We start from the raw sequence: 13,871 nt of genomic DNA on the forward strand, positions 1-13,871 counted from the left end.
ACACTCGGGTCCAGTGAGATCGGTCACAGGGGGCATCCGTCCAGGTGGAGGCCCCCGGGCCCTCGGCGAGCTGCCGTACGGTGGCCGAGACGGAGGTGATCCGGGCCACATGACGAGCGCACCAGTCGCGATGTCGAGTCGCCGCCTGCCGGGGGGCGACATCCCCGCCGCCCGCAGCGGCGTCCCCCCGCGCAGCGGAGCCGCGGAGAGCGCGGCGCACCGGGCCATCGCCCACCTGCTGCACCTGCTCGCCGAGGAGGCGCCCACCGAGGCGTTCGACCGGCTGTCCCGCTGCATGCTGGACCCCGCGGTCTCCACCGACCGGGACCTCGCGCTGACCGCGCTGGCGCGGGCCGGGCGGGTCCGGGAGCTGCTGGCCCACCGCAAGCACCGGGAGAAGGAGACGCAGGCGCTGTACGAGAGCGCCCGCGACCTCGCCTCGCTGCGCGACGGCGAGCAGGTCCTGGAGGCCATCCTGCAGCGGACCCGTCAGCTCCTCGGGACCGACGCCGCCTACCTGGCCCTGGTCGACCCCGACACCGGCGAGGCCTACATGCGGCTGACCCTCGGCACGGTGACCACGCCGATCCAGTCGGTCCGTCAGCGGCCGGGCCAGGGCATCGGCGGCCGCATCATCCGGACCGGCCGGCCCTACGCGACGGCCAACTACCAGCAGGACCGGAGCCTGGACCGGGATCCCTCCGTCACCGACGCCGTGGCCGAGGACGGGATCGTCGGCATCATCGGCGCGCCGCTGCGGCTCGGTCGGGACGTGGTCGGTGCCCTGTTCGGCGCCAACCGGTACGAGCGCGCGTTCGAGCCGTCGGAGGTCGCGCTGCTGTGCTCGCTGGCCGACCACGCGGCGATCGTCATCGAGAACGTGCGGCTGTTCGAGCGCGCCGAGCGCACGGCGGCGGAGCTGCGGGCGGCCAACGCCCAGCTGCGCGTGCAGGGGCAGGCCCTGGAACGGGGCACGTCGGCGCACGGCCAGTTGATGCGGACGGTGCTGCGGCGGGGGGACCTCGCCGAGTTGATCGACGCGATCGGCGGCATCCTCGAGGGGGCCGTCGCGCTCGTCGACCCGAACGGCCAGGTGGTGGCCAGCACCGCGGCCGGCCCCGGCGCCGGCCTGCCCGCCGTGGGCACCGGCTGGGAGTCACCGGCGACCACCGCCCGCCCGGGCGCGGCGCACCGGCTCGACGGGGCGGCCGACGACGCGACCGAGCGGTGGGCGGTGCCCGTCCAGGCGGGCCCGGACTCCTTCGGGCACCTCGTGTTCGCCGCCGGCACGCCGCTGCTGGAGGCCGACGTGCGCATCCTCGAGCGCTCGGCGCAGACCGCGGCGCTCCTGCTCCTGATGGAACGCCAGGCGGCCGTGGCCGAGCAGCACGTGCGCGGAGAGGTCATCGCCGACCTGCTCGCCGAGCGGGAGCCCCGCTGGGACTCCTTCTCCCGCAGGGCCAGGCGCGTCAGCGGCATCGACTTCGACGTGCCGCACTCGGTGCTGGTGCTCACCGCCGCCGGGGTGTCCCGGCGGCGCCTCCTCCGCGCCGCCGCCGACTACGCCGCCACGCGCCGCGGGCTGGCCAGCGAGCACGCCGGGAAGGTGGTCCTGCTGCTGCCCGAGGTCGACGGGGCCACCGCGGTCCGGGCGGTCAAGCCGCAGCTGGACCGCATGACCGGGGGGACGGTCACCTGCGGTGTCGCCGGGCCGGCCGCCTCGGCGGCCGCGGTGCGGCGGTTGCACCGGAGCGCGGACCGCTGCCACCGCCTGTTGCTCGCCCTGGGGCGCGCGGGCCAGGCCGCCGGCGTCGAGGACCTCGGGGTCATCGGGCTGGTGCTCAGCGGCACCTCACGCGAGCAGCTGGAGCAGGTGCTCGCCGAGACCCTGGGCCCGATCGTCCGCTACGACGAGCAGCACGGGACGCCGCTGGTCGAGACGCTGTGGGTGTTCTTCGCGGCCGGGCAGAACCCGCGCGCCGCGGCCCGTTCCCTCCAGGTGCACCCCAACACCGTCTACCAGCGCCTCGAGCGGGTCGACGCCGTGCTCGGGCACCGGACGTGGCGCGAGCCGCAGGGGGCGCTGACCATGCAGATGGCCCTGCAGCTGCACCGGGTCGTCGAGCAGGTCCCGATCGAGGTGCTGGTCGGCTCGTGACGGGCTCCGCAGCGCGCCCCGACCGGACCGGCCGGCCGGGCACCCCCGCCGACGTGCTGACCCGGCTGCTCGACGTGCTCGCCGACGAGCGGCCGGTCGCGGAGATCGACGCCCTCGCCACCCGGGTGCGCAATGCCCCGGACGTCCCCGACCGGCACGTGCTGCTGACCGCCGCCGAGGACGCCCGCCGCATCCGGCACCTGCTGGCGCAGCGCGAGCGGCGCGAGGCGGAGATGCAGGCGCTGTACGAGACCGCGCGCGACCTCACCTCGCTGCGCGACGTCGACGGCACGCTGCACGCGATCGTGGACCGGGTGCGCCGGCTGCTGAGGGCAGACCTCACCTACATCGCGCTGGTCGACGAGGAGACCGGCGACGCGTACATGCGGGTCACCTCGGGGGCCAGGACGGCGCCGATCGAGACGGTGCGCCAGCGCCCGGGGATGGGCATCGGTGGCCGGGTCATCGAGACCGGGCAGGCCGTCGCCACGGCGGACTACCTGGCCGACCCGCGCCTCACGCTCTCGCCCGCGGTCGCGGCCGCCGTCCGCGAGGAGGGCATCGTCGGCATCGTCGGCGTCCCGATGAGGCTCGGCTCCCGGGTCATCGGCGCACTGTTCGCGGCCGACCGGCGCCGGCGCACCTTCGACCAGGCCGAGATCGCGCTGCTGTCCTCCCTCGCCGACCACGCGTCCGTGGTCATGGAGAACGCCCGCCTGTTCGCCGGGATGCGGGCCTCCACCCGCGAGCTGCGCGAGGTCAACAGCCGGCTGTCCGAGCAGCGGCACGTGCTGGAGCGGGCCAGCGCCGCGCACGAACAGCTGATGCCCCTCGTGCTCACCCGCGCCGACCTCGTCCAGTTCGCCGAGACGGTCAGCCGGCTCCTGGGCGGCTCCGTCGAGCTGCTGGACACCGACGCGCGCGTGCTGGCCGCGGCGGCCGGGCCCCGGCCGGTTCCCGGGCCCGCCGACGGGGAGGACGGCGGCCCCGCGCCGCGGTCGGCCGTCGTCCGCGTCCGGGCGGGCAAGGAGACCTTCGGCAGCCTGCGCCTGACCCGCGCCACCCCGATCAGCGAGGCGGAGACGCGGACGCTGGAGCGGGCGGCGCAGACCGCGGCGCTCCTGGTGCTGATGGAGCGCCAGACCGCGCTCCTGGAGGAGGAGCTGCGCGCCGAGCTGCTCGACGACCTGCTGGCCGACGGGACGCCGGACCCGGACGTGGTGCACCGCCGGGCGGAGCGGCTGGGCGTGCTGCGTCCCGGTGAGCCGCAGGTGCTCGTCGTCTGCTCCGCGGGGACGGAGGTACCGCTGTCCTCCGTGCTGGCGGCCGCCGCCGGCCTCGCCGGCCGGTCCCGCGGCCTGGCCAGCGAGCACGGCGGGTCGGTCGTCCTGCTCCTGCCCGGCACCGACGGCGGGAGCACCGCCCGGACCGTCGCCGCCGAGCTGGGCCGGGCCGTGGGCGTGGCGGTGACCGCGGGCGCCTCGGGGTCCGCGGAGACCGGGACGGACCTGCACCCGTTGCACCGGGAGGCCGCGCGCAGCCACCGGCTGCTGCTCGCCCTCGGGCGGGAGGGCGACGGCGCGACCCTGCAGGAGCTGGGCATCGTCGGTCAGCTGCTCGAGGGGGCGAACCCCGGGCAGGTGCAGGGGGTCGTCGACCGCGTCCTCGGGCCGTTGCTCGCCTACGACGCCGAGAACTCCGCGGCCCTGTTCGGCACCGTGGAGGCCTACTTCGCCTCCGGGCAGAGCCCCCCGGAGGCCGCGCGCCGCCTGCGGGTGCACGTCAACACCGTCTACCAGCGCCTCGAGCGCGTCGACCGGGTCCTCGGTGGCACCGGCTGGCGCGAGCCGCAGGGGGCGCTGGAGGTGCAGATGGCGCTGCAGCTGTACCGCGCCACCGTCCGGTCCGACCGCTGACCGGTCGGACCGGTGACCGGTGACCGGTGACCGGTGACCGGTCGGACCGGACGGTGGCGGTCACCGGACCGGCAGGTGTCCGCCCTCCCCGGTCTGGTCGCGGAGCCGGAACTTCTGGATCTTCCCGGTGGAGGTCTTCGGGAGGGGCCCGAACACCACGGCCTTGGGCGCCTTGAACCGGGCCAGCCGCTCGCGGACGTGCTCGATGATCTCCGCCTCGGTGGCCGAGGCGCCCGCGTGGAGGGTCACGTGGGCGACCGGCACCTCACCCCACCGCTCGTCCGGCGCGGCGATGACCGCGACCTCGAGGACGGCGGGGTGCTCGGCGATCGCCTGCTCCACCTCGACGCTGGCGATGTTCTCCCCGCCGGAGATGATCACGTCCTTGCTGCGGTCCCGGAGCTCGACGTAGCCGTCCGGGTGCACGACGCCGAGGTCGCCGGTGCGGAACCAGCCGTCCGGCACGGCCCGCCGCGTCGCCTCCTCGTCCTTGAGGTAGCCGAGCATCACGTTGTTGCCGCGCAGGGCGATCTCCCCGACCGCGACGCCGTCGGCGGGGACGTCCTGGCCGTCGGAACCGATCACGCGGGCGGTGCAGGAGATCATGTTGCCCACGCCCTGGCGGGCGCGGAGCCGCGCCTTGGTCTGGTTGTCCAGGCCGTTCCACTCCGGGCGCCAGTCGCAGATCATCGCCGGGCCGAACGTCTCGGTCAGCCCGTAGAGGTGGGTCACCTCGAAGCCCAGCTCCTCCATGCGGCGGAGGATCGCCGGGCTGGGCGGTGCGCCCCCGGTCGCCACCCGCACCGGAATCGCGACCGGCGCCGCCTCCTCGGCGTAGGCGAGCATCGACAGGACCGTGGGGGCGCCCTCGAGGTGGGTGACCCTCTCGGCGCGGATGAGCCGCCACACCTCGGCCGGGTCCACCTTCGGCAGGCAGACGTGCGTGGCGGCGGCCGCGGTGACCGCCCACGGGAAGCACCAGCCGTTGCAGTGGAACATCGGCAGGGTCCACAGGTGCACCGCGGACGGCGACAGCTGCGTGTGCCCGACCATCGCCAGGGCCTGCAGGTAGGCGCCCCGGTGGTGGTACATGACGCCCTTGGGCCGGCCGGTGGTCCCCGAGGTGTAGTTGACCGACAGCAGCGACCGCTCGTCGTCCGGCCGCAGGGCCAGCGGGGTGGCGGCGGCGAGCAGCTCCTCGTACTCCGCGCCGGCCCGGATCCGGCGCGGCGGGTAGGCGACCTGCGCCAGCGCCGCGTCGACCACCGCGTCGAACGCGGGGTCGTGCACCAGGACGGCGGACTCGGAGTGCTCCAGGATGTAGGCGATCTCCCCGGCCGACAGGCGGGTGTTGATCGCGACGAGGGGGACCCCGGCCCACGGCACACCGAAGCTCGCCTCGAGCAGGACGTGGGTGTTGGGCGCGAGGACGGCGACGGGCCGCCCCTGCGCCAGCGGGGCCAGAGCGCCGGCCAGCCGCTGCGACCGGTCGTGCAGCTCGGTGTAGGTCCAGCGCTGGTCGCCGTCGACCACCGCGAGCCGGTCCCCGTGGGAGGCGGCGGCCCGGTCCAGGTAGGAGACGGGCGTCAGCGGCTCGAAGGAGAGGGCGTCGAGGTCCGCCGTCATGGTCATCAGGTCCCTTCCTCGGTTCGGCCGTGCCGCCGGGCGGTGCGGCCGGCAGTCACGGCAGGGGCGCGGCGGGCGGCCGGGCCAGGAGCACGTCCTCGTCGGCGGCCGCCGGTCGCGGCAGCCGGCGCGGCAGCACGATCGCGGCCAGCACGGCGCCGGTGAGGGCGACGCCGGCCACGACGAGCATCGCGAACCGCTGGCCCGCGAGCGTGCTCCCCACGAGGCTGCCACCGCCGTCGAGGGCCCGCTGGGTGGCGAGCGTCGTCAGCACGGCGACGACCGCGATCGACAGGGTGCTGCCCAGAGCCTGGGTGCTGTTGAGGGCGCCGGCGCCGACGCCGTGCCGGTGCCCGGGGATGCCGGACAGGGCCGTCACCGTGCAGGTCACGTTGATCGCCCCGCTGCCCAGGCCGAGGAGCAGGAAGGGGGCCAGCAGCCCGCCGGCGTAGCCGGTGGAGCTGTCGAGCCCGAGCGCCAGCAGGGCGGCACCCGTGGCGCACAGGACCAGGCCGAGCGGGACGACCAGGCGTGGGCCGACCCGGTGCGTGGTGCGGGAGACGACCCGCGCGGTGATCGCCACCGTGGCCGCCCACGGCACGAAGGCGAAGCCCGCACGCAGCGCCGACCAGCCGAGCGTCTCCTGCATGAACAGCGAGGCGGTGAAGTACGCGCCGATCCCGACGCCCGCGGTCAGCAGGACGAACAGGAACCCGAACGAGGTGCGGTGCCGGAAGATGCCCAGGGGGAGCAGCGGGTCGGCGCCCCGGGCCTGGGCGACGACGAACAGGCCGACCAGCACCGCGGCGGCCGCCAGGCTGGCCCAGGTCCGCGGTGCGGGCCCGTGCACCTGCAGCTCCGCCAGCCCGACGATGAGCGCCGCCACGCCCAGGGTGATGAGCAGCCCGCCGCGCGCGTCCAGGCGCTGCCGGTGCTCCGGCCGGATCGCCGGGACGACGGAGAACGCGACGACGAACGCCACCAGGCACACCGGCACGTTGACCAGGAAGATCCAGCGCCACCCACCCATGTCGGTGAGGACGCCCCCGATCACGTTGCCCAGCGTGGCGCCGAACGCCCCGATCGCCGCCCACGCGCCCAGCGCGGAGCTGCGCTCGCGCGGGGTGACGAAGACGGTGGTGAGCAGGGACATCGCCGCCGGCGACGCCATGGCCGCGCCGATGCCGGCGAAGGCCCGGGCGGCGATCAGCAGGCCGGCGTCGGAGGCGACGGCGCACAGGAGCGAGCCGAGGGTGAAGACGAACAGGCCCGCGAGGAACAGCCGCCGCCGGCCGAAGACGTCGGCGCTACGGCCTCCGAGGAGGAGCAGGCAGCCGAAGGTCAGGCTGAACGCCGTCAGCACCCACTGGAGCTGGGCCGGCGCCAGGTCCAGGTCCGCCCGGATCGCCGGGAGCGAGACGACCACGACCGTGCCACCGACCAGCAGGATGAACTGGACGCTGCACATCAGGGCGAGGAACGCGCCCCGGTGCCTGACCTCCGGCACGGCCGGTGTGGACTGCTCGGCCGCCACGGTCACCGGCCGCGCCACGACTCACGCCTCCCGGGGCGCGGCGGCCGGCGGCGAGGCGCTCACCGTGGTGCGCGCGGTCGGCCCGGTCCGGGGAGCGGAGCCCCGGACCGGGGTCACGCGGTCTTCCCGGACAGGTACGCGGTGATCGCGGCGAGGGTGTCGTCGGGGTACTCCAGCAGCATCGCGTGGCCGCCGCGGGGCAGCACCTGCAGAATCGCGGTGGGGATGAGCTCGGCCATCTCGACCGACTGCGACACCGGCGTCAGCACGTCCTCGGCGCCGGCGAGCACCAGCGTGGGGGTCGACACCGTGGGCAACTGGGCCCGGGAGTCGTAGACGCGCAGCCCGGCCGCCTGGGCCTCGAAGCCCTCGAGGGTCGTCGGGTGCGGGTCCAGCCGGGACAGCTCGGCCTGCGCGGTCGCCGTGGCGTGGTCGCTGAGCAGCCGCGGTGTGAAGACCCACGGCATGCCGGTGATGCCGATCGACACCGGGTCCACGCCGCTGCGCCGCAGCACCAGCCCCGTGTCGAGCCAGGCGTGCTGGACGGCGGTGTAGGACGGGAACGCGTTGAGCAGCACTGCCTTCGACAGCACGTCGCCGTGGCGGATGAGCATCGACTGCAGCACCGAGCCGCCGAGGGACCAGCCGACCGCCGACACCGGCCCGAGGCCGAGGGACTCCACCAGCGCGGCGGTGTCGTCGCCGAGGTCGTCGATCGCGTACGGGCCCGCAGGCACCTCGGTCTGCCCGGTGCCCCGGTTGTCGACCGTGATGACGGTGAAGTGCTCGCGCAGCCGGGGCGCCGCGACGGCCCAGGCGATCGAGCTGGAGCCCAGGCCGGAGATGAGCAGGAGGGGAGGGCCGTCGCCGCCGACCTCGTAGTGCATCGAGATCCCGTTGACCTGCGTGGTCGGCATCGAGGTCGGCTCCCTTCACGGGGCCCCGGAGGGCCCGGTTGTCGAGGTGTGGTCGGGGCACGGGCGCCGCAGGCCGCCGGCGTGCAGCAGCGGGCGGTCGGGCCGTCCGAGGGGTTCCCCCCGCCCCGGTCGGCAGCGATCCCGCGCTGACCGCCCGAGGCGTCGGTGGTCCCACTGTCGAGCGGGCGCGCGGGGTGATCAATGGGGAGCCGTCCACATCCAGCCGGGTCGCCGGTGGGCATCGGTCCACTCCGCAGGGCGGTTTCCGGCGTTCTCGGCCGGATCTCCGGCCGACACGGAACTGACCGTTGCGACCCCCGTCACACAGCCCTTAACGTCCGTGGCCGTCGTCACACCCGCCGGGTCGTGACGGCACTTCCTGGCTGAGACGCCGGGGCAGGTCCGATCCCGCGGACCCGGTCGGTGACGTGTGCCGTCCGAGGCCTCGCGAGGCGATCAGCCGCCCGTTACTTCCGATCAAGGGGTGGTGGATCTGTGCTGAGATTCCTGCTGCTACGGGTGTTGACCACCATTCCGGTCCTGGTGCTGGTGACCTTCGTGGTGTTCGGCCTGGTACTGCTCATCCCGGGCGACCCGGCGGTCACGATCGCCGGCCCGGACGCCACGGTGGAGCAGGTCGCGGCCATCCGCGAACGGCTCGGCCTGGACCGGCCGTTGCTGGTCCAGTACTGGGACTGGGTCACCAGTGCCATGGCCGGTGACCTGGGCACCTCCCTGTACACCAGCCGGGCGGTGGCCACCTCGATCGGTGACGCCCTGCCCGTCTCGATGGCGCTCGCCGGCGCGGCGCTGCTCATCTCCCTGGTGATCGCGGTGCCGATGGCGATCGTCTCCGCGCTGCGCCGCGGCACCTGGGTCGACCGGGTCGCCACGCTGGGGTCCTCCCTCGGCATCGCGTTGCCGTCGTTCTGGCTGGGACTGGTCTTCGTGCTCATCTTCAGCCTCACCCTGGGCTGGCTCCCGGCGACCGGGTACGTCCCGTTCGCGCAGGACCCGGTGGCGTGGCTGACCCATCTCGTCCTGCCCGCGCTGACCCTCGGCATCGCCGGCGCCGCGGAGAGCACGCGGCAGCTGCGCGGCTCGATCATCGGCGTCCTGCAGCAGGACTACGTGCGCACCGCCCGGGCCAAGGGCCTGCGCGGCCGGATGGTCGTGGGCAAGCACGTGATGAAGAACGCGAGCGTCCCGCTGGTCACCGTCCTCGGCCTGCAGATCACCGCACTGCTCGGCGGGGCGGTCCTGGTCGAGCAGGTCTTCGGCGTCCCCGGCCTCGGTCAGGTCGCCATCGCGGCGGTGACCACCCGCGACATCCCGGTCATCCAGGGCATCGTGCTGATCGCCGTCCTGGTGGCCGTGGTCTGCAACCTGCTCGTCGACCTCGTGTACGGCTACCTCAACCCGAAGGTGCGGCCTCGATGACCCAGTCCCAGACCGACCCGACGACCCAGACCGGCCCGACGACCTCCGAGCTGTCCGTGGCCCCCGGCGCCCCGGCCGCCGCCGGCCTCCCCGCCGGCACCGACGTGGCTGCGGTCTCCCACCCACCGGTCCGCCACCGCGGCGGCGCCTGGTCCAACTTCCGACGGCGGGTGGCCAAGAACACCGGCGCGGTCATCGCGCTCGGCGTCCTGGGCGTGCTCGTGCTCATCGCCGTCGTCGCCCCGTGGATCACCCCCGCGGACCCCAACCAGCAGGACCTGCGCAGCGTGCTGCTGCCGCCCTTCAGCGACGGCTACCCGCTGGGCAGCGACCAGCTGGGCCGCGACATCCTGAGCCGGCTGATCATGGGCACGCGGGTGTCGCTGCTGGCGATCGTGCTGGCCCTGGCCGTCGCCATGGTGATCGGCGTCCCCGCCGGGTTCCTCTCCGGCTTCCTCGGTGGCCGCTTCGACATGATCGTCATGCGCCTCAACGACGCCGCGATGAGCTTCCCGCCGCTGCTGCTGGCGATCGCGCTGGTCGGGGTGCTCGGCCCCAGCCTGCGCAACGCCATGATCGCCGTCGGCATCCTGCTGGCCCCCCGGTTCCTCCGGCTGGTCCGCGGGGTGGTCATCGGGCTGAAGGAGGAGACCTTCGTCGAGGCCTCCCGCAGCATCGGGACCCGCACCCGGACGATCATCGTGCGGCACATCCTGCCCAACACGCTGTCGCCGCTGACCGTGGCGATCGCGGTGACGGCCGGCTACGCGATGCTCTCCGAGGCCGGTCTGAGCTTCCTCGGCCTCGGTGTCCAGCCCCCCGACGCCAGCTGGGGCTCGATGATCCGCGAGGGCTTCCTCTACTTCGGCCGCGCCCCCTGGCTCGGCATCTTCCCGGGCGTGCTCATCGCCCTGACGGTCTTCACGTTCGTGACCCTCGGCGACGGCCTCCGCGACGCCCTGGGCCGTGAAGAGCGCACCGAGTCCTGATCACCGGAGCACAGGAAGGACTGGGCACATGACCCGAACACTGCCGGTGGCCAGGACCGCGGCCACCACGACGCTCGAGGTGGAGGACCTCGTGGTCGAGGTCCTCACCGAGGACGGCTGGGCCACGGTCGTCGACGGCGTCTCCTTCAGCCTCGGCAGGGGCGAGACGCTCGGCATCGTGGGGGAGTCCGGCTCGGGCAAGAGCGTCACCTGCCTGTCGATCGCCGGCCTGATGCCCCCGCGTCAGACCCGCGTCCGCGCCGGCACGCTGCGGCTGCTGGGCCAGGACCTCACCGCGCTGGACCAGCGCCAGATGTCCGACATCCGGGGCCCGAAGATCGCGATGATCTTCCAGGAGCCGATGAGCAGCCTGAACCCGGCGTTCACCGTCGGCGACCAGATCGCCGAGGTCCTGCGCCGGCACGAGGGGCTGTCGCGGAAGGAGTCCAAGGCCCGGGCGATCGAGCTGCTGGACCGGGTGGGGGTGCCCAACCCGGCGCGGCGGTTCGGCCAGTACCCGTTCGAGTTCTCCGGCGGGATGCGCCAGCGGGTCATGATCGCCATCGCGCTGGCGTGCACCCCGGACATCATCATCGCCGACGAGCCCACCACGGCCCTCGACGTGACCGTGCAGGCGCAGATCCTCGAGCTGCTGCGGGAGATCCAGCGCGAGCACGGGATGTCGGTCATCTTCATCACCCACGACCTCGGGGTGGTCGCCGACGTCTGCGACCGGGTGCTGGTCATGTACGCCGGGCAGATCGTCGAGGGCGCGCCGCTGGACGAGCTCTTCGAGGACCCGCAGCACCCGTACATGGAGGGCCTGCTCGCGGCGATGCCCCGCATGGACCAGCGCACCGACGCGCTGGTCAGCATCCCCGGGCACCCGCCGCAGGTGGGCGCGTTCCCGGCGGGCTGCCGCTTCCACCCGCGGTGCGCGTACGTGCGGCCGCAGTGCACCGACGGGGCCGCGCCGCCGCTGGAACAGGCCGGCCCCACGCACACGACCCGGTGCCTCCGGCACCTCGAGCTGACCCTGCGGGGGACGACGTGACGGAGCTGTTGAGGACGAGCGGGGACACCACCGTGCCGGACACGGTGGGCCACGAGCGCAGGGGAGGCGCGGACGTGACCGGGGTCGAGCCGCTGTTGGACGTCAAGGACCTGCAGGTCACCTTCTCGCCGCGGAGGAAGATGTTCCGCGAGCGGGTGGAGCTGCGGGCCGTGGACGGCGTGAGCTTCCAGTTGTTCCCGGGAGAGACGGTGGGCCTGGTCGGCGAGTCCGGCTGCGGCAAGTCGACCACGGCGCGCGGGCTCATGCGCCTGGTGGAACCCAGCGGTGGCTCGGTGACGCTGGGCGGGCAGGAGCTGCTGGGCCTGCCGGCGGGCAAGATGCGCAAGGCGCGCAAGGACATCCAGATGGTGTTCCAGGACCCGTACTCGTCCCTGGACCCGTCCATGCTGGTACTCGACTCGATCGCCGAGCCGATCGACGTGCACCTGGACCTGGACCGGGCGCAGACGGTGGAGCGGGTCGGGGAGCTGCTGCAGCGGGTGGGCCTGCCGCCGGAGTACATGTACCGCTACCCGCACGAGTTCTCCGGCGGGCAGCGGCAGCGCATCACCATCGCCCGGGCCATCGCCGCGGACCCCAGGATCCTCGTCCTCGACGAGGCGGTCAGCGCCCTGGACGTCTCCACCCAGAACCAGGTCATCGGCCTGCTCGAGGACCTGTCCCGGGACGCCGACCTGACCTACCTGTTCATCGCCCACGACCTGTCGGTGGTGCGCCACATCTCCGACCGGGTCGCGGTCATGTACCTGGGGCAGATCGTCGAGCACGGCGACGTGGACCGGGTCTTCGACGCCCCGGCGCACCCGTACACCGAGGCGCTGCTGTCGGCGGTCCCGCTGCCCTCGCCGAAGCTGCAGCGCAGCCGGGAGCGGATCGTGCTCGCCGGCGACCCTCCGGACCCCTCCCGGGTGCCGCCGGGCTGCCGCTTCCACACCCGGTGCAAGTACGTGATGGACGTCTGCCGGACCGTCGTCCCGCTGCCCACGCCGACCGTGGGCTCCGGCGAGGTCGCCTGTCACCTGCACACCAGCGGTCCGCAGCTGGCCGGGCGGTCGGTGCGGGAGCTCGCCACGCCGCACGCCGTGGTCGCGGGCTGAGAGGGGGCGGACATGCGATCAGCTCGCTGGAAGGGCATCCGCACGATCTCCCTCGACGAGGTCGACGACCCCCGCCCCGGCCCCGCCGACGTCGTCCTCGATGTGCAGGCCTGCGGGATCTGCGGGTCCGACGTGCACGCCTACGCCGAGGGCGCGTGGATCACCGAGGGCGCCCCGATGGGCCACGAGTTCGCCGGGACGGCGAGCGAGGTCGGCGCCGAGGTGGCCGGCATAGCGGTCGGCGACCGGGTGGCGGTCATCCCGATGGGGCCGTGCGGGACGTGCCCGCAGTGCTCCGTCGGGCACGTCAACCTCTGCGCCGACCTGAGCAACAGCGCCCGGGGTGGGCTCAGCGACCGGGTATTGGTGCCACGGGCGGCGCTCGGCCGGCAGCTGTACCGGATGCCGGACTCCCTCGCCTTCGAGGAGGGGGCGTTCCTGGAGCCGCTGTCGGTGGCCACCCGGGCGATCCGCTCGGCCGCGCCGGACCTGCAGGGGCCGATCCTCGTCACGGGGTTGGGCTCGATCGGCCAGTGCGTCCTGCGGGTGCTGCAGGCGTACGGCGCAACCGACGTCCTGGGGGTGGACGTCTCGCCGCCCCGGCTGGCCGTCGCCGCCGCCACGGGTGCCGCGGTGCTCGACGCCCGCTCCGAGGACCTGCGCCAGCACGTCCTCGACCGCTGGGGGACCACGGTCTCCCCGTACCAGCGCGGCGGCAACGTCGGCACCGTGTTCGAGTGCTCGGGCGCGCTCTCGGTGCTCGACGTGCTCCCCGAGCTCACCGCCCCGGCCGGCACCATCTCGATCGCCGGCCTGACCAGCGAGACGCCGCGGTTGGACCTCAACACGGTCGCCCAGAAGGAGCTGCGGCTGCTGGGCAGTTTCGCCTACACCCCGCCGGACTCGGCCGAGGCCTTCCGGCTGCTCGCCGAGGGCGAGGTGCAGGTGGCGCCGCTGGTGTCCCACCGGGTGCCGCTGAGCCGGGTGGACGAGGCCTTCGAGGCCCAGCACGCCGTGGACGGCTCGGTCAAGGTCGTCGTCGTCGCCGGCTGAGCACACCACGCCGCACCACCGGTCGCCGGACCCTCCGGTGACCGCGCACCCGCACGCCCGGCACGG

At 74.2% G+C, this 13,871-nt stretch carries 10 protein-coding genes; 7 read left to right on the forward strand and 3 right to left on the reverse strand.

The genetic code is table 11. The features are described 5' to 3' along the window. Positions 1-109 precede the first annotated feature (109 nt). The gene (locus CRP39_RS02445) at positions 110-2,158 is read left to right on the forward strand and encodes a helix-turn-helix domain-containing protein (protein ID WP_143426531.1); all 2,049 of its coding nucleotides are present in this window, start codon (positions 110-112) and stop codon (positions 2,156-2,158) included. Beyond that, positions 2,155-4,074, forward strand: coding sequence for a helix-turn-helix domain-containing protein (locus CRP39_RS02450; RefSeq protein WP_097204036.1), 1,920 nt, complete (start codon positions 2,155-2,157; stop codon positions 4,072-4,074). Before CRP39_RS02445 ends, CRP39_RS02450 begins: the two co-directional genes overlap by 4 nt. A gap of 60 nt (positions 4,075-4,134) precedes the next feature. On the opposite strand, the gene CRP39_RS02455 is transcribed toward CRP39_RS02450, so the two are convergent. The 3 genes from CRP39_RS02455 to CRP39_RS02465 form a co-directional block, all read right to left on the reverse strand. Continuing rightward, complete coding sequence (locus tag CRP39_RS02455; RefSeq protein ID WP_245853512.1) at positions 4,135-5,706, reverse strand: AMP-binding protein; 1,572 nt, start codon at positions 5,704-5,706, stop codon at positions 4,135-4,137. 49 nt (positions 5,707-5,755) lie between these two features. Then, the gene (locus tag CRP39_RS02460; protein WP_097204038.1) at positions 5,756-7,252 is read right to left on the reverse strand and encodes an MFS transporter; all 1,497 of its coding nucleotides are present in this window, start codon (positions 7,250-7,252) and stop codon (positions 5,756-5,758) included. Positions 7,253-7,347: 95 nt separating this feature from the next. Further along, positions 7,348-8,151 (reverse strand): alpha/beta fold hydrolase, encoded by an 804-nt coding sequence (locus tag CRP39_RS02465; protein ID WP_097204039.1) that lies wholly within the window; start codon positions 8,149-8,151, stop codon positions 7,348-7,350. A gap of 495 nt (positions 8,152-8,646) precedes the next feature. Between CRP39_RS02465 and CRP39_RS02470 the strand changes: the two genes are divergently transcribed. From CRP39_RS02470 to CRP39_RS02490, 5 genes are all read left to right on the forward strand, one after another. Then, positions 8,647-9,591 carry an ABC transporter permease gene (locus tag CRP39_RS02470; RefSeq protein WP_097204041.1) on the forward strand — a complete coding sequence of 315 codons (945 nt, stop codon included), beginning with the start codon at positions 8,647-8,649 and terminating at the stop codon, positions 9,589-9,591. Further along, on the forward strand, positions 9,588-10,580 hold the full coding sequence (locus tag CRP39_RS02475) for an ABC transporter permease (protein WP_097204043.1): 993 nt from the start codon (positions 9,588-9,590) through the stop codon (positions 10,578-10,580). Before CRP39_RS02470 ends, CRP39_RS02475 begins: the two co-directional genes overlap by 4 nt. A gap of 28 nt (positions 10,581-10,608) precedes the next feature. Next, entirely contained in the window at positions 10,609-11,634 is a 1,026-nt protein-coding gene (locus CRP39_RS02480; RefSeq protein ID WP_097204044.1) for an ABC transporter ATP-binding protein, read from the forward strand. A gap of 74 nt (positions 11,635-11,708) precedes the next feature. After that, positions 11,709-12,752 carry an ABC transporter ATP-binding protein gene (locus CRP39_RS02485; protein WP_245853514.1) on the forward strand — a complete coding sequence of 348 codons (1,044 nt, stop codon included), beginning with the start codon at positions 11,709-11,711 and terminating at the stop codon, positions 12,750-12,752. Between the two features lie 12 nt (positions 12,753-12,764). Next, positions 12,765-13,805: a zinc-dependent alcohol dehydrogenase gene (locus CRP39_RS02490; protein ID WP_097204046.1), complete on the forward strand. Its 1,041-nt coding sequence runs from the start codon at positions 12,765-12,767 to the stop codon at positions 13,803-13,805. Positions 13,806-13,871: the final 66 nt, after the last annotated feature.

Source organism: Geodermatophilus sabuli, assembly GCF_900215145.1.
Taxonomy (GTDB): domain Bacteria; phylum Actinomycetota; class Actinomycetes; order Mycobacteriales; family Geodermatophilaceae; genus Geodermatophilus; species Geodermatophilus sabuli.